At 57.1% G+C, this 21,198-nt stretch carries 18 protein-coding genes; 4 read left to right on the top strand and 14 right to left on the bottom strand.

The genetic code is table 11. The features are described 5' to 3' along the window. Nucleotides 1-163 precede the first annotated feature (163 nt). Genes flhE through flhB form a run of 3 tightly spaced genes read right to left on the bottom strand, consistent with a single transcriptional unit; the run spans nucleotide 164 to nucleotide 3,775 of the window. On the bottom strand, nucleotides 164-556 hold the full coding sequence (gene flhE, locus SPH27_RS04545; RefSeq protein WP_033145861.1) for a flagellar protein FlhE: 393 nt from the start codon (nucleotides 554-556) through the stop codon (nucleotides 164-166). Then, complete coding sequence (gene flhA / locus SPH27_RS04550) at nucleotides 556-2,634, bottom strand: flagellar biosynthesis protein FlhA (protein WP_033145862.1); 2,079 nt, start codon at nucleotides 2,632-2,634, stop codon at nucleotides 556-558. The genes flhE and flhA overlap by 1 nt, the downstream gene beginning before the upstream one ends. After that, nucleotides 2,627-3,775, bottom strand: coding sequence for a flagellar biosynthesis protein FlhB (gene flhB / locus SPH27_RS04555; RefSeq protein WP_033145863.1), 1,149 nt, complete (start codon nucleotides 3,773-3,775; stop codon nucleotides 2,627-2,629). The genes flhA and flhB overlap by 8 nt, the downstream gene beginning before the upstream one ends. Before the next feature lie 502 nt (nucleotides 3,776-4,277). Here flhB and SPH27_RS04560 point away from each other — a divergent pair. From SPH27_RS04560 to SPH27_RS04575, 4 genes are all read left to right on the top strand, one after another. Then, nucleotides 4,278-4,853 (top strand): fimbrial protein, encoded by a 576-nt coding sequence (locus tag SPH27_RS04560; protein ID WP_182073031.1) that lies wholly within the window; start codon nucleotides 4,278-4,280, stop codon nucleotides 4,851-4,853. A gap of 129 nt (nucleotides 4,854-4,982) precedes the next feature. After that, nucleotides 4,983-5,675, top strand: a complete 693-nt coding sequence (locus SPH27_RS04565; protein WP_182073030.1) for a molecular chaperone — start codon at nucleotides 4,983-4,985, stop codon at nucleotides 5,673-5,675. Nucleotides 5,676-5,762: 87 nt separating this feature from the next. Beyond that, nucleotides 5,763-8,225: a fimbria/pilus outer membrane usher protein gene (locus SPH27_RS04570; protein WP_233476950.1), complete on the top strand. Its 2,463-nt coding sequence runs from the start codon at nucleotides 5,763-5,765 to the stop codon at nucleotides 8,223-8,225. Nucleotides 8,226-8,229: 4 nt separating this feature from the next. Continuing rightward, on the top strand, nucleotides 8,230-9,396 hold the full coding sequence (locus SPH27_RS04575; protein WP_096150284.1) for a fimbrial protein: 1,167 nt from the start codon (nucleotides 8,230-8,232) through the stop codon (nucleotides 9,394-9,396). A 48-nt stretch (nucleotides 9,397-9,444) separates the two neighbouring features. Here SPH27_RS04575 and cheZ read toward each other — a convergent pair whose 3' ends face one another. The 11 genes from cheZ to SPH27_RS04630 all read right to left on the bottom strand — a co-directional run bounded on the left by cheZ (nucleotide 9,445) and on the right by SPH27_RS04630 (nucleotide 21,061). Beyond that, nucleotides 9,445-10,089, bottom strand: coding sequence for a protein phosphatase CheZ (gene cheZ, locus SPH27_RS04580; RefSeq protein WP_023312251.1), 645 nt, complete (start codon nucleotides 10,087-10,089; stop codon nucleotides 9,445-9,447). Between the two features lie 10 nt (nucleotides 10,090-10,099). Then, nucleotides 10,100-10,489 carry a chemotaxis response regulator CheY gene (gene cheY / locus SPH27_RS04585; RefSeq protein ID WP_008500431.1) on the bottom strand — a complete coding sequence of 130 codons (390 nt, stop codon included), beginning with the start codon at nucleotides 10,487-10,489 and terminating at the stop codon, nucleotides 10,100-10,102. Nucleotides 10,490-10,506: 17 nt separating this feature from the next. Next, nucleotides 10,507-11,556: a protein-glutamate methylesterase/protein-glutamine glutaminase gene (locus SPH27_RS04590; RefSeq protein WP_029741783.1), complete on the bottom strand. Its 1,050-nt coding sequence runs from the start codon at nucleotides 11,554-11,556 to the stop codon at nucleotides 10,507-10,509. After that, nucleotides 11,553-12,419 carry a protein-glutamate O-methyltransferase CheR gene (gene cheR, locus SPH27_RS04595; protein WP_023312253.1) on the bottom strand — a complete coding sequence of 289 codons (867 nt, stop codon included), beginning with the start codon at nucleotides 12,417-12,419 and terminating at the stop codon, nucleotides 11,553-11,555. Before cheR ends, SPH27_RS04590 begins: the two co-directional genes overlap by 4 nt. A gap of 19 nt (nucleotides 12,420-12,438) precedes the next feature. Then, nucleotides 12,439-14,040, bottom strand: coding sequence for a methyl-accepting chemotaxis protein IV (tap, locus tag SPH27_RS04600; protein WP_182072162.1), 1,602 nt, complete (start codon nucleotides 14,038-14,040; stop codon nucleotides 12,439-12,441). 44 nt (nucleotides 14,041-14,084) lie between these two features. Continuing rightward, nucleotides 14,085-15,752 (bottom strand): methyl-accepting chemotaxis protein II, encoded by a 1,668-nt coding sequence (tar, locus tag SPH27_RS04605; protein WP_048977656.1) that lies wholly within the window; start codon nucleotides 15,750-15,752, stop codon nucleotides 14,085-14,087. A gap of 84 nt (nucleotides 15,753-15,836) precedes the next feature. Next, a complete protein-coding gene (locus SPH27_RS04610; RefSeq protein ID WP_033145871.1) occupies nucleotides 15,837-16,799 on the bottom strand; it encodes a spore coat U domain-containing protein in 963 nt (320 codons plus the stop codon). Continuing rightward, entirely contained in the window at nucleotides 16,796-19,180 is a 2,385-nt protein-coding gene (locus SPH27_RS04615; protein WP_182072160.1) for a fimbria/pilus outer membrane usher protein, read from the bottom strand. Before SPH27_RS04615 ends, SPH27_RS04610 begins: the two co-directional genes overlap by 4 nt. After that, nucleotides 19,156-19,911 (bottom strand): molecular chaperone, encoded by a 756-nt coding sequence (locus SPH27_RS04620; RefSeq protein ID WP_182072158.1) that lies wholly within the window; start codon nucleotides 19,909-19,911, stop codon nucleotides 19,156-19,158. Before SPH27_RS04620 ends, SPH27_RS04615 begins: the two co-directional genes overlap by 25 nt. A gap of 16 nt (nucleotides 19,912-19,927) precedes the next feature. Further along, nucleotides 19,928-20,476, bottom strand: a complete 549-nt coding sequence (locus tag SPH27_RS04625; RefSeq protein WP_039263671.1) for a spore coat U domain-containing protein — start codon at nucleotides 20,474-20,476, stop codon at nucleotides 19,928-19,930. Nucleotides 20,477-20,488: 12 nt separating this feature from the next. Beyond that, complete coding sequence (locus SPH27_RS04630) at nucleotides 20,489-21,061, bottom strand: spore coat U domain-containing protein (protein ID WP_023312260.1); 573 nt, start codon at nucleotides 21,059-21,061, stop codon at nucleotides 20,489-20,491. Between the last annotated feature and the right edge of the window lie 137 nt (nucleotides 21,062-21,198).

Raw genomic sequence — 21,198 nt, forward strand, 5'->3', positions numbered from 1 at the left:
CTTTCTGTTTCTGCCATCCCTAAGAGGGTCAATGGCAATAATGCAAAGAGTACCGTCACGCGCGTCACTGATTTATAAAACAGCGTTTCTATTTGATCAAAAGGTGAGGTCAGTTTTGAGAGCCAGCCATCAAAATTGCTGATGGCTGGTGAAAGGCAGGGTGTTAGCGGTAGTTCACGATGACAGAATTACTCTGTACTTTCAACGCCGGGATTAAACGTCCCCCGCCCGGCACTTCCCAGATGAAACGCAAAGGTTCAATGGCCGGTACGCCGTTGAACGCCTGTGTCGTGCCATTTTCGCCATCGATTTCCGTGCAGCGCGTCTGAGAACAGAGGCGCACCCGCAGCCCTGCGGGCGTTGGGCCAATCAGCCGGTAATTCCAGACCACAAGGCCCATCTGACCGGACACGCCTTCAGAAGGCGACAGCGGGTTAGATGACATAGCAACGCCCCGGTTGCTGAGGGTCACTCCCATGCTGCTTGCCTGCCAGGTGCCTTCCCCGGCAGCGTGCGCCGCCAGCGGGAAGAACAAAATCCAGAGCCATTTACGCATTATTTTCCTCCGATCGTCGCGGTCATGCGGATGTGACGGTTATCCGACAGCTCCATATTCGACAGCACGACCAGCTGGTTCAGGCTACGACGCAGGAAGCGCGACAGCAGCGGACGCAGCGCATGGTTCACCAGCAGCACCGGCGGCGCGCCCAGCATCTCCTGGCGCGCCAGCGCCTCCTGCGTTTGCGCCAGCAGACGGTCCGCCAGGCCCGGCTCCAGGCCGCCCCCGCCCTGCAGGGCCTGCAGCAGCAGGCGTTCAAGCGGCGTATCGAGGCCAATGACCTGCACTTCTCCGGTTCCCGGGAACCACTGCTGGGTGATCGCACGACCCAGCGCCACGCGTACCACCGCCGTCAGCTCGTGCGGATCGCTTTGTATCGGCGCATGCTCGGCAAGGGTTTCGAGAATGGTGCGCATATCGCGGATCGGCACTTTCTCTTCGAGCAGGTTTTGCAGCACCTTGTGCAGCGTGGTTAAAGTCACCACGCCCGGGACCAGATCTTCCGTCAGCTTCGGCATCTCCTGCGTGACGCGGTCAAGCAGCTGCTGCGCTTCCTGACGGCCAAACAGCTCTGCCGAGAATTGCCCGATCAGGTGATTAAGATGGGTCGCCACCACGGTACTGGCTTCAACAACCGTATATCCCTGGATTTGCGCCTGCTCTTTAAGGGCACTTTCAATCCAGATAGCGGCCAAGCCAAAGGCCGGATCGATGGTTTGCTCGCCCGGCAGCGTGCCTGCGGCGGTGCCCGGGTTAATCGCCAGCCAGCGGCCCGGATAGGCATCACCGCTGCCAATTTCGACCCCTTTCATCAGAATGCGGTAGCGCGCGGGCGGCAGGTCCATATTGTCGCGGATGTGTACAACCGGCGGCAGGAAGCCCATATCCTGGGCGAATTTTTTACGGATACTGCGGATACGGCCAAGCAGCTCGCCATCCTGCTGGAAATCGACCATCGGAATCAGGCGATAGCCCACTTCCATTCCCAGGGAATCTTCCAGCTGAACATCGTTCCAGGTCGCTTCGACGGCCTGGGTATTCTCCGGCATTTTTACCTGAACCGGTTCCGCTGCCGGTTTGATTTCACGGCCACGCATCCACCAGGCAAGCCCCAGCAGACCCGCAGTAAACAGCAGGAAGACGAGGTTTGGCATCCCCGGCACCAGGCCGAGCAAACCCAGAACGGCAGCGGCCAGCAGCATAACGCGCGGGTTGCTGAAGAGCTGGCCCACCATCTGCTCGCCAACGTCCTGATCGGTACTCACGCGGGTCACAATCACGCCCGCCGCCGTGGAGATAACCAGCGCCGGGATCTGCGCGACCAGACCGTCACCAATGGTCAGCAGCGTATAGCTTTCCGCCGCGTGGCCCATGTCCATCCCGTGCTGCAATACGCCCACCAGCAGGCCGCCGACCACGTTAATCACCATGATCAGAATGCCCGCGATGGCGTCACCGCGCACAAACTTGCTCGCACCGTCCATGGAGCCGTAGAAGTCCGCCTCCTGCGTCACTTCCGAACGGCGTTTTTTGGCTTCATCTTCGGCAATAAGGCCGGCGTTCAGGTCGGCGTCGATCGCCATCTGTTTGCCCGGCATCCCGTCCAGCACAAAACGCGCGCCCACTTCCGCGATACGCCCTGCACCTTTGGTGATAACCATAAAGTTGATGATAACGAGGATAACGAACACCACGATACCGATAGCGAAATTGCCGCCTACCAGGAAGTGGCCGAACGCTTCAACCACTTTACCTGCCGCTGCCGCACCGGTATGACCTTCCATCAGGATGATACGCGTGGACGCCACGTTCAGCGCCAGTCGGAGCAAGGTGGTAAACAGCAGAATGGTCGGGAACGCGGCAAACTCCAGGGTACGCTGGGTGAACATCGCCACCAGCAGCACCATAATGGACAGCGCAATATTGAAAGTGAAAAGCAGATCGAGGATGAATGCCGGGAGCGGCAGTACCATCATCGACAGAATTAGCAGGATCAGAATCGGCCCGGCAAGGATTTGCCATTGGGTCGATTTCAGGTTGCCGGGCAGGCGCAACATTGCCACCAGATTAGCCATCAGTGTCCTTCTCGTTCATAAAATCCAGCGCGGCAGGCACCGGAAGGTTTTCAGGTTTCACAGGCCGCTGACCGCCAGCCAGACGCCAGCGCTTCAACTGCCACACCCAGGCCAGCACTTCCGCCACGGCGGCGTAGAGTTGTCCCGGGATCTGTTGTCCGATATCCGCATGGCGGTACAGGGCACGCGCCAGCGGAGGGGCTTCCAGGATCGGCACGCGGTTTTCCGTGCCAATTTCCCGGATACGCAGTGCGATCAGCCCCGCCCCTTTCGCAACGACTTTCGGCGCGCTCATTTTGTTTTCGTCATAGCGCAGCGCAACGGAATAGTGTGTCGGGTTGGTGACGATGACGTCGGCCTTCGGCACATCGTCCATCATCCGGCGACGGGCGGCGGCACGCTGCATCTGGCGGATGCGCCCTTTCACGTGCGGGTCACCTTCCATCTGCTTATATTCGTCACGGATATCCTGACGCGACATGCGCAGCTTTTTGAAGTGGGTATAAAGCTGGAAGATCACGTCAAAACCCACCATCGGGATAATGCTGAGCACCACCAGCAGCGCGCAGAGCCCGACCAGATTCAGCGCGTTGCTCATCGCGGTGAGCGGCGATTCGCTGATAAGACGCATCATTTCCGGCCAGTGGTACCAGAGGTAAAATCCCGCGGAACTGCCCATCAGCACCGATTTGAGAACGGCTTTGAGCAGCTCAGCCCCGGTCTGCGCAGAGAACATTTTCGCGATACCCGGCAGCGGGTTCAGTTTGGAAAATTTCGGTTGCAGCGATTTGGCACTAAAAACCAGGCCGCCGAGCATCACCGGAGAGACCAGCGCGACCAGCACGACCCCGGTTATCAGGGGCAGCAGCGCGACCATGGCCCCTTTAATAAGCTGAATAATCTGGCTGAGGATCAGATTCGGATCGTTGACCATGCTGTGGTCAAAACGTAAGCCGGTGGACAACATTCCCGCCAGCTTGCGGGCGAGCGACTCCCCGCCCCACCAGATAATGCACACCCCTACGATAAGGATCAGCAGGGAGGTCAATTCTCGGGATCGGGGGATCTGCCCTTCCTCACGCGCTTTTTCTAGTCGGTGGGGTGTGGGGGCTTCCGTTTTGTCGTCGTTCTCTTCTGCCACAGTGCATGCTCAGCCCATTACGTCACGGGTATCATGCCAGCACCGCCTTTCATCAATGGGCAGAAAAAACCCTATAACCGGGTCTTTTTATCCTGTTTAAGCCCCCCTCCGCAATTCGGGTTAGGGAAAAAAGGGCAAGGAATGTTCGAACGAACATTCTCCAGCTTTTGTGATGTGTTTCATATTACAAAATGAATTAAGCGCAGTTTTAAAGAACATCTACTCTAAAAATATTCTGAAAGAAAATTAACATAACCGTCGATTTTAACTACCTGGTATTGCAGGAATGATGTAATTATGTAAATTCAATAATTCAGAGCAATTGAAACCATATAAACCATTACCACACAAAATCCAAAAATGGATTAATCTTTATAACATTAATCCTGAGACTCCCTTACCTGAAGAAAATTAAATGTTATAATTCAACCGACATAATTTACTTTCAAAAGAAAGCAAAATGTATGCCAGATATTTCTTTTTACTTAAAGGGACATTTAACATGGATTTCAAAAAGAATATTATTGCGGGCGTAGCCCTTGCAACACTGTCGATGAATGGTTTCGCCGCAGAAATGAATGCCGGCACTATTCACTTCACGGGTGAAATTATCGAATCAAGCTGCACCATTCAGGGTGACGACGGTACAGACAGTACTATCCCATTGGGTACCTATCCTACATCATTGTTTAATACCGTTGGGAAGGAGACCGCACTTACGGAGTTCTCCATTACGCTGGCGAACTGCCCGTTAACAAGCGCTGGGCTTCCGGCTGTTCAGCTGACCTTTAACGGCCCAACGACCCTGACCAAGACCAAGACGCTGCTGGACGTCAGTAAAATTACCACCACGGGCGAAACCGCGGCCACCGGTATCGGCATTGCCGTCAGCCCGGCGGGTAAAGATGATAAGCTCATCACGATGGATGGCGCTGAAGGGCAGATCTATATCGAACTGGCGACAAAATCCGAAGATACGATTAAAGCTGATTTTAATGCCCGCTATAAATCATTTGCAGATGCGGTTACCGCCGGTCCGGCAGATGCTGATATGACGGTAAATATTCTTTACCGTTAATAAACGTATTACTGATATTCATAATATATATATTTAGGCGTCATGACGCTTAAGGAGTCATGATCTGATAATAGTCCGGACTCGGACTATTATCATTTCCCCTTAACCTCCTTTATTAAAGGTTTCACCATGCGCATTTTACTCCAGGTCTTATTATGGACTCCTGTTATTGCGAGCACCTTTTGTCACGCAGCAGGTATTCAGATCGGTCGCACACGCATAATCTACGATGCTGCGAAAAAGGAAGTTGCCCTGCCCTTACAAAATAATGATAAAGAGCTTCCATGGTTAATACAGTCATGGACGGATACAGGCGATGGTAAAACACACGGACCGTTTATCGTGACACCGCCTCTCTTTCGGCTCGATCCGCAAAAAGAGCAAAGCCTGCGTATTACCTGGAACGGGACAACCTTAGCAGGCGATAAAGAGTCTCTGTTCTATATGAACGTACGAACCGTTCCTGCCACGGCTACGGATGAGGGAGACAAAAACGTCCTGCGGTTAATCTATAAAACGCGTCTGAAACTGTTCTGGCGCCCTGTTGGACTGAGCGGTACGCCCTCTGAATCTTGCAAAAACCTGCGCTTCGCTCGTCATGGTCAGCAGCTCACTGTAATCAACGAGGGGGCGTTCTACAGCGTCTTTGATTCACTTGCGCTGGGAGCGCACAAAGTGGAGAAAGCCGACATGGTTGCCCCTAAATCCCGCGCTGACATTCCTCTCCCTGCCAATGCTCAGGGTACGAGCGTCACCTGGCGCTGCATAACCGATTACGGCAATGCTTCCGAAAAATACACCGCCACCCTAGCGCAGGATTAAAAGACCGCGATGATGACAGGACGTAATGATATATCATACGAGCGGCTCTTTAGACCGAATCCGCTTCTTCGCTGCCTTGGCGGTGTCTTGCTCATCGCGAGCTTCTCGACGCTGGCCCGTGAGTATCGTTTCTCTCCCTCATCGCTTGAAGGGGACATGCTGGCCCAGCAGGATATCGACCTTTCACTCTTTTCAAAGTCGAATGCTCAGCTACCCGGCACCTATTCTTCACGAGTGCAGGTGAACGAACACCGCCTGAGCACCACCAGTATCGCTTACGTCAGCTCCCCGGAAGGGTCACTGATACCGCAGCTCACACCGGATATGCTGCGGGCATGGGGGGTTGCTATCGACCAGTATCCCGCCTTGCTTGCGTTACCCGCCAATAAGGCTTTGCCTAAAGATATCAGCAACTATATCCCCCAGGCCTCCGCGCGGCTTAATTTTTCAAACATGACATTAGCGTTGAGTATTCCTCAGGCCGCGTTAAGGGGTACCGGTCGCGATTACATCGATCCTTCGCGGTGGGACGACGGTGTTCCCGTGTTGTTCAGTGACTACGCTTTCTCAGGATCAAAAAATCAGGAGAGCGGCGACAACAGCACCACCAGTCAGTATCTGAATTTGCGCACCGGCGCCAACCTGGGTGGCTGGCGAGTGCGCAATTATTCGACGTGGAGCAATTCAGAGAATGAAAACCTGTGGGAAAACATCAATACCTTCCTCCAGCATGACGTTGACGCCATCAAGGCACAGTTCACGGCCGGAGAAAGCAACACGCGGGGCGAGGTATTTGATAGCTTACAGTACCGGGGCGTTAACCTTGCGTCGGATGAAGAGATGCTTCCCTACAGCCAACGCGGCTATGCCCCTGTCATACGCGGCATCGCCAGTTCAAATGCGGAAGTCTCGGTGCGCCAGAATGGCTACCTCATCTATCAGCAAAATGTCGCGCCGGGCGCGTTCGAAATCGACGATCTCTACTCCACGACCAACAGCGGCGATCTGGACGTTACGGTGAAAGAGGCTGACGGCACCGAGCATCACTTTACGCAGCCCTACTCCAGTATCGCGGTTATGCTGCGGCCTGGGCATATGAAGTACGAAATGACAGCAGGCCATTATCGTGCTGAAAGCGGGAGCGACCAAAAGGAACCCGACTTTTTCCAGGGAAGCATGATTTACGGTTTAAATAACCTTCTCACCTGGTTTGGAGGGCTGACGCTCTCGAAAAACTATAACGCAGCCAATACCGGTGCCGGTCTGGCGCTCGGTCCGCTGGGCTCGCTGTCCGCTGACGTTACCATGGCCGATACCCGGCTAGACGATAACAGCCAGCATACCGGCCAGTCATGGCGTTTGCTTTATACCGGTAAACTGGATTCGACCGATACCAACTTCAGCCTCGGCAGCTACCGATACTCCAGCCGCGGGTATTACAGCTTTGCCGACGCCAACCAAAAACTTGACGCTCACGAAGACGATCTGCAGTTTCGTTACAATAAACGCAACCGCATTCAGGCCAGCGTTAGCCAAACCGTTGCTGGGGTGAGTTTGTATCTTAACGGTTATCAGCAGGATTACTGGGGCACCTCTAAAAAAGAGCGCAGCCTGTCTCTGGGATTCAATACCGTTGTTGCCGGCACGAGCTATCACATTGCCTATACGTACAGCAAAACCAACGGCGACGAGTCTGACAGGATGGTCTCTTTGGGATTTAGCATTCCTCTCGCCAGATGGCTGCCACGCGCCTGGAGTAGCTACAACATCAGCAACACTAAAAATGGCTATACGCGGCAAAACGTGGGCCTCAGCGGCACGCTTCTGGAGGATGAGCGTCTGAGCTACTCGTTGCAGCAGAGCCACTCCAACCACGACGGGGAAGATATCAGCAGCGTCTATGGCAGCTACCGCTCGCAGTACGCCAATCTGACCGCCGGATATTACGCTTCCACCGATCACTCTCAGCAGCTTAACTACGGCATTGGCGGCGCTATTGTTGCCCATCCTCAGGGCATCACGCTTGCTCAACCTTTAGGAAGCCAGTTTGCTATCGTGAACGCCAACGACGCTTCCGGCATCCGTTTCCTGAACCAGCGGGGTATTCGGACCGACTGGCAGGGTAACGCAGTCATTCCATCGCTCACTCCCTACCAGGAGAACAATATTCGTATTGATACCTCGAGCCTGCCGGAAAATATCGACAGCAGCGATACCGCCATCACCGTCATTCCATCGCGCAACGCGGCAGTTCTGGCCAGATTTGACGCCCACACAGGCTACCGGATGCTGGTCACCCTGAAGCGTCCAAACGGTCTCCCCGTTCCGTTCGGCGCCATCGCGACCAGTAGCGACCCGGTGATGAGCGGCATTGTCGATGAAACCGGCACCGTCTATCTGGCAGGCATTGGAGAGACCGCGCAGATCACCGTGAAATGGGGTAACGGCACGGGCCAACAGTGCCGCGCCAGCATTACGCAACTGTCAGCCAACCAAACCGAAAGCCCTAACGGTATTCGCTCGGTTAGCGAGCTTTGTCAGCAGGAATAAGCACATGATAACTATACTCAAGAAACAGGTCGCCAGGGCTTCATTGGCCACGGTATTGAGCCTGACCGCAACCAGCCCGTGCAGGGGAGCCGCGACTTTGCTTCATGACTGCTTCGGTGCGCCGCAAGCCTACACCACGACGTTCGATCATGAATTTTCGTCCAGCGAAAATATCGCCAATCATGATTATGATGTGCCAAATCATCTGGTCGGCAATGGCCCGGTGATAGTGGCCAACTGCAGCTGTCCCGGAAATATATTTTCTTCGAGCATGGTTTATGAAAAAACCTTCGCCGGAAGCCCGCTGAAACCTGGAACAAGCGGATACGGCTATTTGACAGAAAAGATCGATGCCGATATCACCGCCTACGCTGATGCAATTAACTCTCCGGACGGCACTTCTTTGACCCCGATAGCTGTCAATGAATACCCGACGTCCAGAAGTAATATGCGTAACACTACTGAGAATGCACTCGCCAAAACGGAGGGAGATGCCAACGTTTGCAGTAGTGGCACCCAGCCGAGCAACGCCGCTACAGTAAAGCGTAATTTCCGCTGGAACGTCGTTGCGATCCTGCTTCACGTTAAAAAACCCATCCTGGGTCAAGAGGTGATCCCTTCGACGATCGTCGCGCAAAACTATGCCTGTCTTTATTTCGGCTCGGGGGGAAGCTGCGATCCTGGACAGGCAGATCAGGTCTCTGATATCTGGTTTGGCGGCACCCTATCTGCGCCGCTAAGCTGCGTTATCAACGAAGGCAGCACCATTGAGGTTGAGTTCGGCAGCATCGTCAGCAAGCAATTCGTCATCAAGGGGCAACCGCCAAAACGTTATGCCATCAAAAACGTTGATATTGCCTACCACTGCGATGATAACGCAGTGGGAAACACGGACCGGATAAAGCTCACGCTGACCGCAGATCAGGGCGTGGCAGACAACAGTACGCCGTACATTGCAAAACTTCTGGACAGGGACGATCTCGGGGTGCGTGTATATGATGAAAACAGTCAGAACGTCGCGCTGGACGGGACCTATGAGTTTCCGGTGACGATGGACGCGCAAGGAAACGGTGTGGTCAAAATTCAGGCTGTACCGGTCAGCACGACGAATGCCTCCCCGGCCCCCGGCCGCTTTGAAGGTAACGTGACGGTGAAGATGGATCTTCGCTAACCGAACTACCCTCAGGCTGACGCCGCAGCCTGAGGGTAATCAGAACAATCAGAAGCCGAGGCTGTCGAGCAGATCGTCTACCTGATCCTGGCTTGCCACAACGCCCGCCTTGCTGGCGTCGAGCTGTGGACCATTGAGCAGGCTTTCGTTCTCGCGTTTTGGACGGGCCGCCGGTTCCGGGATGTTCTCCAGCAGAACCATCAGCAGCTGACGCTCAATCTCCTGGATAACATCCATCATGCGCTTGATCACCTGACCGGTCAGGTCCTGGAAATCCTGCGCCATCATGATGTCCAGCAGCTGGGCGTTGGTGAAGCTGGTGTGCCCCGGCACATCACCCAGGTACTGACGGGTATCCGTCACCAGCTCACGGGCATCCGCCAGCTCGATAGGGTTCTCAAACCACTCGTCCCAGCGTTTGCTCAGCGCTTTCGCCCCCTTTTCCATCGCATCCTGGTGCGGCTGTGACGCTTCAACGCTGTTCAGCGCACGTTCCGCGGCCTGAGCGGTCATCTGTACAACATAGTCCAGACGATCGCGGGCATCAGGAATGGCTTCCGCCGCTTCGGCAATCGCCTGATCCAGACCCAGCTCACGCAGGCTGTCACGCAGCATGCGCGTCAGGCTGCCGATGCGGACGATAATATCGCTCGGCGAGTGTTCTTCAACGGGTTTCATAGCAGGTTGCAACATTTCCATCACCTCACATGCCGAGTTTCTCGAAGATCTTACCGAGCTTCTCTTCCAGGGTTGCCGCGGTGAATGGCTTCACCACATAGCCGCTTGCGCCCGCCTGTGCAGCGGCAATGATGTTCTCTTTTTTCGCTTCTGCAGTGACCATCAGAACCGGCATAGACGCCATTCCGGCATCGGCACGAATGGTTTTCAGCAGTTCCAGACCGTCCATGTTAGGCATGTTCCAGTCGGAGATAACAAAACCAAACCCGCCAGCCTGCAGTTTGTTCAGCGCATCAACGCCGTCTTCTGCTTCTTCAACGTTGTTGAAGCCCAGCTCTTTCAGCAGGTTGCGCACGATGCGACGCATGGTGGAAAAGTCATCCACAACCAAAAACTTAAGCTCTTTATCCGCCATAAAATAATACTCCTGAGTCAAATACGTATTGCCTGTCCGGCACTGATTTTCGCCAGCATCTGCTGGCTTACCTGGCTAAGATCGACCACTTCGCTCACGCCACCCATATTGATGGCCTCGCGCGGCATGCCGAACACCACACAACTTGCTTCATTCTGCGCAATCGTCCAGGCGCCAGCCTGGTGCATTGCAAGCATTCCGGCGGCACCATCGTTGCCCATCCCCGTCAGGATCACCCCAACGGCGTTGCGCCCCGCATGTTTCGCCACCGAATGAAACAGCACATCCACCGACGGGCGGTGCCGGTTGACCGGCGGTCCGTCATGAATTTTGATTTGATAGTTAGCGCCGCTGCGCGACAGCTCCATATGCTTGTCGCCCGGGGCGATATAGGCATGTCCCGGGAGCACGCGCTCGCCGTCTTCCGCCTCCTTCACGCTGATCTGGCACAGCTTGTTCAGGCGTTCGGCGAATGAACGGGTAAAGCCTGGCGGCATATGCTGAGTGATCAGAATACCCGGACTTGAAAGCGGCAATGGCTGGAGTACATGACGAATTGCCTCTGTTCCTCCGGTTGACGCCCCAATAACCAGCAGTTTTTCCGAGCTGAGTAAGGGACCGGCCTTCAGGGTCGCAGGCGCGGCCAATGGCGTATGGGCAGCAAGCTTCGCTCGCGACGCGGTGCGGATCTTCTCCGCGATCATTTCGCTGTAGGCCAGCATCCCTTCGCGAATGCCGAGCTGCGGTTTGGTGACAAAATCCACCGCCCCCAGCTCCAGCGCGCGCAGGGTGATTTCCGATCCTTTTCCGGTCAGGGAGGAGACCATCACCACCGGCATGGGCCGAAGCCGCATCAATTTTTCGAGGAAATCTATGCCATCCATGCGCGGCATCTCGACATCCAGCGTTAGCACGTCGGGGTTATATTTTTTAATTAAATCCCGCGCTACCAGAGGATCGGGCGCAGTCGCCACCATCTCCATGTCGCTGTGGCTATTGATAATTTCAGTCATGATCTGACGCATCAGCGCTGAATCATCGACAGACAACACCCTGATTTTACTCATGCTTTTTCCTTACTCAGCGCATATACCGTTTGCCCACGCAGGCTAAACTCACGCGCGAGGTTGCTGAAGTTTTCCGAGTGCCCGGCAAACAGTAAACCGTCAGGCTTGAGCAACGGAACAAACCGACGCAAAATGTCCTGTTGCGTCGTTTTATCAAAATAGATCATGACGTTACGGCAAAAAATGGCGTCGAACGGCCCCGGCACGTTGTACTGCTTATCCAGCAGGTTAACGGGCGCGAATTCGACGCAGTTCGCCAGCTCCTGGCGTACGCGCACTAGGCCTTCATGCGGGCCCGTGCCGCGCATGAAATAACGCTGCAGCTGCTGCGGCGACAGCGTTTTCAGTTCATCCTGGCGATACACGCCGTTACGCGCCTTCTCCAGCACCTCGGTATCGATATCGCTGGCGTAGACTTTCCAGCGTCCGGGCGTCATGCCCAGGGTGTCAGCAAGGGTGATCGCCAGCGAGTACGGCTCTTCACCCGTCGAGGCGGCCGCGCTCCATACGCGATACTCCCCGGTGCGACGGCGGGCGTGCTCGGCCAGGACCGGGAAGTGGTGAGCTTCACGGAAAAACGCCGTCAGGTTGGTGGTTAACGAGTTAATAAAAGCCTGCCACTCTGCGCTGTTCTGGTTCGCCTCGAGCATGCTCAGATAGCGGCCAAAATCATCCAGCCCCAGCGTACGCAAGCGCCGCACCAGACGGTTGTAGACCATGTCCCGCTTATGATCCGCAAGCACGATCCCCGCACGCTGGTAGATTAACTGACATATCCGACGAAAATGCGCGTCGGACAGCGCGAGGCGCTGTGTCATCTGCAACAATAATGACGTTTGCCCAGGGGGCATTGGTGATGTCATAGCGCCTTCTTAATTACATTCAGGATACAACTGGCACGGCCTGCGACCGCCCGACTTCTGTTACTGCTTCAACGTGCTCTTTCACATTAAATACCGCGACCAGTCCGGTCAGACGATCCGCCTGGCTGGCCAGCTGATCGGTTGCCGCTGCCGCTTCCTCAACTAACGAGGCGTTCTGTTGCGTCACCTGATCCATCTGGCTGACGGCCTGGGCAACCTGCTCAATCCCGCGACGCTGTTCATCCGACGCAGAGGCAATCTCGCCCATGATGTCGTTCACCCTCGTCACGGAGGTGACGATCTCGTGCATGGTTTTCGCCGCCGTATCCACCAGCGTTGAGCCCTGCTGAACACGCGAAACCGACTCTTCGATCAGCACCTTAATCTCTTTCGCCGCGTTGGCGCTGCGGCTCGCCAGGTTACGTACTTCCCCCGCCACCACCGCAAACCCGCGCCCTTGCTCACCGGCGCGCGCCGCTTCCACGGCGGCATTCAGCGCCAGAATGTTGGTCTGGAACGCGATACCGTCAATCACGCTGATGATGTCACCAATTTTCTGCGAGCTGGTGGCAATCTCCTGCATGGTGCTGGCGACATGGGACGCCTGGTCGCCGCCTTTCTTCGCCGTCATCGCCGCCTGTTTTGACAGGTCAGACGCCTGACGCGCGTTATCGGCGTTCTGGCCTACCGTCGCGGTTAACTGCTCCATGCTGGCCGCCGTCTGCGCCAGCGAGGCCGCCTGCTGCTCGGTGCGGGACGAGAGATCGTTGTTCCCCGCCGCAATCTCAGAGATCCCGGTGTGCATGGCATAGCTGCCCTGCCGCACATCGCTCACCGTTTCCCGCAGGGATCCCTGCATCGCCTTCAGGCTGGCAAAGATCGCCGAAATTTCGTTCTTGCCGAACACCGCCACCGGACGCGCCAGGTCCCCTCTCGCAATACTGTCGAAGTGGCTGCTGATAATCGCCAGCGGCTGCACGATCATTCTGCGCGACCAGAGCAGCGCCCCGCCGGTCAGCAGCCCTGCCAGGATCACCACCACGGCAAAGATGACGCCCGACATGTGATAGCTTTGACGGCTCTGGTCACCGGCACGCTGAACAGACTGGTTAATATCCTGCTGCCACGCGTTAAAGCTGCCGTCAAACGCCGCCTGAGACGCCTGAACCGGTGCAGTCATAAAGTCCGAAAGCTGGTTGTTCTCAAGCCACGTCGCCTGGTGGTCCAGATCGCTGTACCACTGCTCAAAGTTCGTCTTCATGGCGGCCTTCAGCGCTTTCTCTTTCTCACTGTCGGCGGCCTGCGCCGTAAAGGCTTTAAACTGTGCGTCAGCCTGCTTCAGGCTGTCGCGCGCGGTCGCCATCAGCGCTTTAATGTCATCCGGCGGATAACTCAGCGCGGTTAAGGTTCCCGCCTTGTTCAGCGCAGTGCTTGCCTGCAACAGCACGGCACGCGTTTGTGCCAGTGCGGAGCGCTGCTGATTACTCGCCTCAACTTCCTGCAAATTCTGATAGCCATCGCGAAACGCCCAAAAAGACAACCCGTTACTGCCAACCTGCAACACACCGCAAAGGATCAGAATCAAAAACAGTGTGGTCGAGATACGAATACGATTTAACATCCACGCTCCCATCAAGCGGCAAGCAGCCGCGGTTTAATTGTCAGTCAAAATGTTTCCCAGTTTTCATCTTGTCCGGTCGTCGCGGTGCGCGTACGGTTTACAGCCGATTCAACGGCTGGCGCGCGATACGTCGCCTGCGGGGTGACCGTGTTTCCAGCGAGTGAAGCGAGACGAAACGCCGAGACGGCCATCTTCAGACGGCTCGCCTGGTCTTCCAGAGCAGCGGCCGCCGCAGCGGACTCCTGCACCAGCGCGGCGTTTTGCTGTGTCACGCGATCCATTTCCGATACCGCCAGGGCAACCTGGTCGATACCACGACTCTGCTCATCGGACGCAGAGGCGATTTCACCCATGATGTCCGTCACGCGGGTGACGGCATTCACGATGTCATTCATGGTCTCCCCGGCGCTTTCCACCAGCACGGAGCCGGTATCCACGCGGGAGACGGAATCTTCAATCAGAGACTTGATCTCTTTGGCCGCGTTGGCGCTGCGGCTGGCCAGGTTGCGTACTTCCCCGGCCACCACGGCAAACCCGCGCCCCTGTTCACCCGCGCGCGCCGCTTCCACGGCGGCGTTCAGCGCCAGAATGTTGGTCTGGAAGGCAATGCCGTCGATAACGCTGATGATGTCGGCGATTTTCTTCGAGCTGTCGGCGATTTCGTGCATGGTTTTCACCACGCCATCCACCACGCGGCCGCCGCGCTGTGCCGTCTCGGAGGCGCTTTCCGCCAGCTGAGACGCCTGGCGGGCGTTATCGGCGTTCTGCTTCACGGTCGCGGTGAGCTGCTCCATGCTGGCGGCCGTCTCTTCCAGGGCGGACGCCTGCTGCTCGGTACGAGAAGAGAGGTCGTTATTCCCCATCGCAATTTCGCTGGTGCCGGTGTAGATAGCCTCCGACCCGTTACGTACGTTGGCAACGGTTTCGATTAACGAACGCTGCATATGGTCAACGCTGTTTGCCAGCTCGGTGATCTCATTGCGCCCGGAAACGGTCAGCGTTTTGGTCAGGTCACCGCCGGCAATTTCACGAATGTGGGCAATGACGCGGCCGAGAGGGTTCAGCAGGATATGGCGAATGCCGTACCAGACCGCGACCAGCACAATGACCAGCGCCAGCGCCATCACGGCCATCTGCCATTTTGCAAAGCGGTAGTCATTCTGGCTTGCCGTAAAGGCCGAGTGATAGAGATCGCCACTGACCTTCGCGTATTCCCCCAGCGCCGCGCCGAGTGCGTTTTGCATCCCCTGCGTTGGCTGCGCGAAATAGGCGTCCATATTGCCGCTCTCCAGGAACTGAATCAGCTCTGTCAGGCCGGTATGGTAGGCATTGTATTTTTCATCAATATTCTGGCTCACCTGCTCCATAGCAGGCTGCGGGGCGATCTTTTTGAAGGCGTCGTAGTGTTTCGCGGCGTCAGCGAGGGTGGCACGGGCATTTTTCAACAGATCGGTTTTCGCGCTGCTCTGCTGATTGTTGGGGTCCATCATCATGCGCGCGGACGAGCGGCTCAGGTTGATACGCGTTTGCAGCATCAGATCCCACGTTGAGGTGAGTTCACTCTGCTGCAGGCGGAGATCGTTCGAGGCCGCGAAGCTGTCCTGGTTCTGTTTTAATGACGAGAAAAAAAGCCCGCCGGAGATGAGCTGAAGAAGTGCGAAAATGACCAGCACCATCATGAGCATTGTGACAACGCGGATACGGTTCAACATACAACACCTTCTCATAGATTTATTAACGGTGTTATCGGCACAGCCCACAGGAACTTTACATTTGCGAAAGGGAAAAGCGCGGGGTTAAAACGCCACGTCGACAATCAGCGTGTCGGTGTAGGTTCCGGCGGGCGGCGTGGCCTGATTGGTCAGGACTTTCGCGGTGTAGTTGTAGGTGCGCAGTAAACCGTCGGTACTGACCTGGGACGATACCGCGCTGGACCAGCGCTCGCTGCCGCTGCCGCCCCAGCGGTTACCGGTGGCTTCCTTATAGATGTCGTAGCTCATGGCGTTGCTGCCGCTCACCATCCGCCGCACGTTGTTCAGCGCGTTGGCACCGTTATTAATGCCGATGGTATACGAACTTCCTTTGGTACAGGTGACGGCAATCGCCTGCGAGACGGTGGGGAAACTTTGCACCAGCGGCGCGCTGTTGAAGTTCACATCTGGCGTGGTCATGGCGCTGCAGTCGTTGGTAACGGTCATATCCAGCAGGATGGTGGTTGTCGCGGTTCCCGTCTGATTGATTGTGCAAATGCCAAGCGCGCCCACGGAGCAGACGCTGTAGTTAATGCTGAAGGTTAACTGCACCTGATATGGCCCGGCAGTGACGTTTTGCCCGGCGACGGTGCGGAAATAGAGCGGAATGTTGTACTGCTTTGACCCCAGCAACCCCAGCAGGGTACTCCCGCTCCAGGTATATGATTTACTTATCTGTACCTCGCTGCTGCTCGCGCATCCCGATAACCCGCACAGCCGGGTGGGGATCACGTCGGTGATGGCCGCATTATCCGTGCGTTTCATCGTGGCCCGGCTGCTGCCCGAAACCGATGCCGCGGTGTAGGTCAGCGTTACCGAGTCGCTGGTCAGCAGATTCAGTACGGCATCGCAGGCCACTACCAGCGTGCCGGTGGTTTGAACTTCTCCGGTTCCGCTAAGCGCGAACGAGGTGACGCTGCCAAACGACGCATTAACCGTACTGACGGTACACGCCGCCCAGCCGCCGCCGGAGAACAGCAGCAGGATGAATAGCAGCAGGCGCGTCATGGCTCCTCCCGGCAAACCAGCGGCCCGTAGGTTTTCAGCTTGTGCTCCGGATTGGCCCCCACGGTCAGGGTAGTCTTACAGCGCCTCCCGTCAGGTGCGATCACCTCCAGCGGGTTCACATCGCTGAGATTTTCCAGCCAGGCGATGCCGTCATACCCCACCACCGCATTGCTGCGCGAGGCGCGTCGAACCTGGCTTCCCACCGGCAACGCCTTCCCGCGCGCGTCATGCAGAATAACGCTGGCCACCCGTTCCTGCTCCATCGGGAAATCGACCAGATAGCCGCTGTGGCGCCGAATCGCGATCCGCCGCTCGGTCTCTTTCAGACGGGTATCCGCCGGCAGATTCAAAGTATCAATCCGGTAGCTTGCCGGGTAATACGCCGACACCCCGCTGACCAGCAGGTAGCCGTTGTTATTGGTTTTACCGACGGGCTGGTTCTCATAGCTGACGGGCACGTCCGGGTGGCCATCGGTACTGATGACCACAAACGCATCGTTGATCTTATTCGCCGCGAACAGCTCGCCGTCCATCAGCACAACGGCGCCCATCGCCTCGCCCCACCAGGTCATGGTATCCCTTTCGCCATAGCCGCCGCCCTGCAGCTCGATGTTGTTATTGCGCCAGCCCAGCGTACCCTGTTGATAATCACTGGATCTTGACTGGTTGGCCCAGGCCATGTTCCAGCTGAACCCACCGTCAGAAGGCATGGAGTGGTTGTAGTTAATGCGCTGGGTACTGCCTGCATCCGGGGTGTTTTCAACGGTGACGGCAGCGCTGTCGCGCGCCCCCAGCGGCACCTGCAGCGACAGCGCGACCGTCCAGTCTCCCCGCTGCCGATCCCGGCTGCCGGCCAGGTAAATACTGCTCGCTCCCCACAGGTTTCGGCTCCAGGAGAGATTGAGCAGCTCGGTTTTTTGGCTGTCAAAACTCTCCACGCCTATCCAGGCCGCACCGATATTGCCGTACCGTCCCAGATTGAAGGTCAGCGAATACTGGTCCGTATTACGGCTAAAGCTGGCGATGGGCTTATCGTTTTCGTCATACACCGTCGGCTGATCGTAAAGGGCCAAATTGCCAAAGCCTCGGTCGCGACGCGTGTGCTGGGTGGCGACGCTAAACTCGCTGGTACTGTACTGGTAACCCCAGTTGATTTGCCCGCCCGCATCACCGCGCATGCGGCTTTGCGAGTAAGAGGTATTCACCACGCCAAACTGGCCGAGTTTTATCACCGTCCCCGCACCGCCCAGCGCCAGCTCCTGCGCCCCTTCCGCGTGGCCCTCGAGGGTTAGCCAGTCCGTCATTCCGTAGCGATACGAGCCGCTGCCGGCTGCCGGACCGTAGTCAAAATTCTTGATACCGTAATTACGCCGCAGGCTGCCGAGCGTCACGGCGCCGTCGCTCAGCCCTTGTTTGAGCAGGTCGCTGGTGACGTAAAACGGTAGCGTGGTGCTTACCTGGCGCCCCAGCGCATCCGTTGTGACCAGCACCGCATCCCCGGCGCCGTTGATATAGGGCAGATTAGTCAGGGTGAAGGGGCCCGGCTGAAGCTGGGTTGAGCCGGAGCGATAGCCGTTGATAAAAAGATCGACCGAAGTGGGTACCGCGGCTTCCCCCGCGAACTCGGGCAGCGGCCATGTCACCAGGTCAGGACGCAGGGAGAAATCCCGCCCGACGCTTATCCCCCCCATCCGCACGCTGGAGCTCCAGCTCAGGGCATCGCTGATCACGTCCCCGGCGCTCCAGCTCATCGCGTCATCTTCGTTGGTGAACAGCAGGGTCGTGTCATAGCGGACATACCCTTCCTGCTGGCCGTCGTTACCGGTGAAATTTTCCCGCGCGTAACCGGTCGAGGAAAACGAGCCGTTTTCGTTGAAGTAGCGGAACTCATGCCAGATCGACGCCTGTCCGCCGATATGTTCCGTGTGGTTGGTGTAGAGATCGTAATTCAGCAGCGCCCCGCGCCCGTAGTGCGGTTTGGCCTGCGCCGCTTGCGCGCTGAAAGGCGTCAAGCGGGCCGTCACCCAGTCGCGGGGAACTGTCAGCAGCAGGCGCTGCGCGGCGCTGTCGTACTCCACCCGAACCTGAGCAAGCGAGGAGAGATTTACCTCGCCGGTGGGAACATGCGCCGGGGGCAGACCCGCGCGCAGCAAATCGGCGCTGGAGATAAAGAAAGCGCCTTTACGCTGCGTCACGGGCACGACCAGGCCGGTATCGTAGTGATTGACCACGATGGCCAGCTGGAAAACCGCTTCATCATTTATCGCCTGTGCCCGGGGAGGCGGCGGTAAACTGTCGTCGCCGGGCCCGGCCAGAGTCGCTGAACTGACGCATAGCAGTATCATCATCGCCGGCTTCAGTTGACGGGCGTCGACTGCCATTGTTCGTCCCTGGCATTAATCTGCGCGCTCATCCGCTCTGGCTGACGAACGCCAGCGGGTATAGGCCAGCTGCGGGTGCTGCCCGGCAGGACGTAACCCAGCAATCCCTCCGCCACCGTGCGTTTCTGACCGCCCTGCTCCAGCGCCACCTGGCTCAGCCTGACGTGAACATCACCCCGATTTTTGACCTCCAGCGCAGGCTTCCCCTCCGCCTGCGTCACCCGCCAGCTCAGGTTTTGGGTCTCCGCCAGCGCGTGATGCGCGCCCTCTTTGATGGTCGGGATCCCCAGTCCATATACGAACAGAGGGATGGAGTAACGCATCTGCAATTTCAGGCCGATGGCGGGTTCGGCTTTGGCATCTGGCTGGGGAATTTCATCGACGATAATGCGATAGGCCTGTTCGACCCCAGCGGGAACCGAAGCCTGTTTGATAAGGCGAATAAGCTGCTTGTTGCCTGTGCCAATCGTGACGATGGGCGGGCTGGCGACCACGTCCTGCTGCGCGGTATAGCGCTCGTGTCCGTCCTCCTGCTTCCAGCGCACGATGCGAACCTGCATCGTCGTGGCGCTGTTTCCCTGGTTCTGGATCCACAGTTCCGTGGCGTTGGCGTCCGCAGCAAGCCAGGGATCGATAGGCCAGAGCAGGATGGTGGCCGCCGCCTGCGCCTGGCCAGCAACCGCCATTCCCAACGCGCCCGCCAGACAAACCGGTCTGAAAAATGGCTTCATCAACACTCTCCCTTTATTACCATGACAAGGTCACGGTGAGCTGATCGGAATAGGTTCCCGCCGGGCTAAACCCGGTCAGTAGCGCCACGCCAAAAAGCGGCAGCGCGATGTTATTGCTGTTGGTATAGGTCACCGCTATCGCCTGGTTGACGCCAATTTCGCTGTTTGCGGCCAGCGAGCTGCTGCTGTAGAGCCGGTATGGCACCATATCGACGCCGTTCGCGCGCTTCATGCGGCGAACGGATGAATAATTTTGACCGCCATTAATGCTCATGCTCAGCGCCACGCCTGGCGTACAGGCAATAGACAACGCCCCGTTTGGCACAAAGCTGGTGCTCACCGGCGCGCTCTCGACGCCGTTATGGCTGCCAAAATCCAGCGTACCGAGAAGCCCTCCGCTACCGGTGGCCACCGCGCATCCCGGGACAATCGTCGCGCTGACCTTAAACGACTGGGATGTCACCGCATCCGCCGTGGGCATCGTGAGCAATCCGACGATCAGCGCGAAAAAAGGCTGCACGCGTCCCTCTGCGCGTTTGCGCAGACCTGTGAGAGATGCCTTCATGGCGGTTCGGGACTAGTAGGTGACGCTGACGTTAATCGTGTCGGTGTAGGTTCCCGGAACGACCGTCACGCTGTTACCGCCGCCGGTAATCCGTCCGTAGAGGGTGTAACTGTCCACCCCTCCGGCCGTAGACGCGATCGGCAGCGCGGCGTTATTGGCAATCACGGTGTTAAACCCGCTGTCGCTGTACAGGCTGTAAGCCACGCCCTGTGCCGCGTTGGCCGTATTCACCAGATAGCGTTCAGGCGTGCCCGGCGAACCGACAACCGAGCCGGGCGCGGTGGAGTGGGTATTACCGGTGATCGCGACCGTATAGCTGGCGGTCGTACATTGAATGGTGAAGGTGTTTCCGCCGCTGGCGCCGCTCAGCTGCGTCGTAAGCGTGGAAAAGGTTGCCGGATGGGTACCGAAATCGAGCGTACCGAAGTTAATACCACTCTGCGCGGGCGAGCCGTTTATCAGACACCCGTTTGTCAGCGTCAGCGTTGCACCGATGGTGCCGCTGCTGGTGACGGCCAGCGCCTGATGGGCCGTTGTCGCAGCCAGTAAGGTGCCTGCGCAGATCAAAAGAAGTTTTCTTTTCATTTACCACCCTCCAGAAGACGTCTCCGTTCCCTTGCCACATTTTATTTTTGTCGTTCAAGATGTTAGCCCCGCTTAACGTTCCTCTGAGGGGGTTATTGAGAATCTAGTTTATGGATATCGCTTCGACCACCAGCCCG

It is taken from the genome of Enterobacter sp. A103, assembly GCF_034427535.1.
Taxonomy (GTDB): domain Bacteria; phylum Pseudomonadota; class Gammaproteobacteria; order Enterobacterales; family Enterobacteriaceae; genus Enterobacter; species Enterobacter asburiae_B.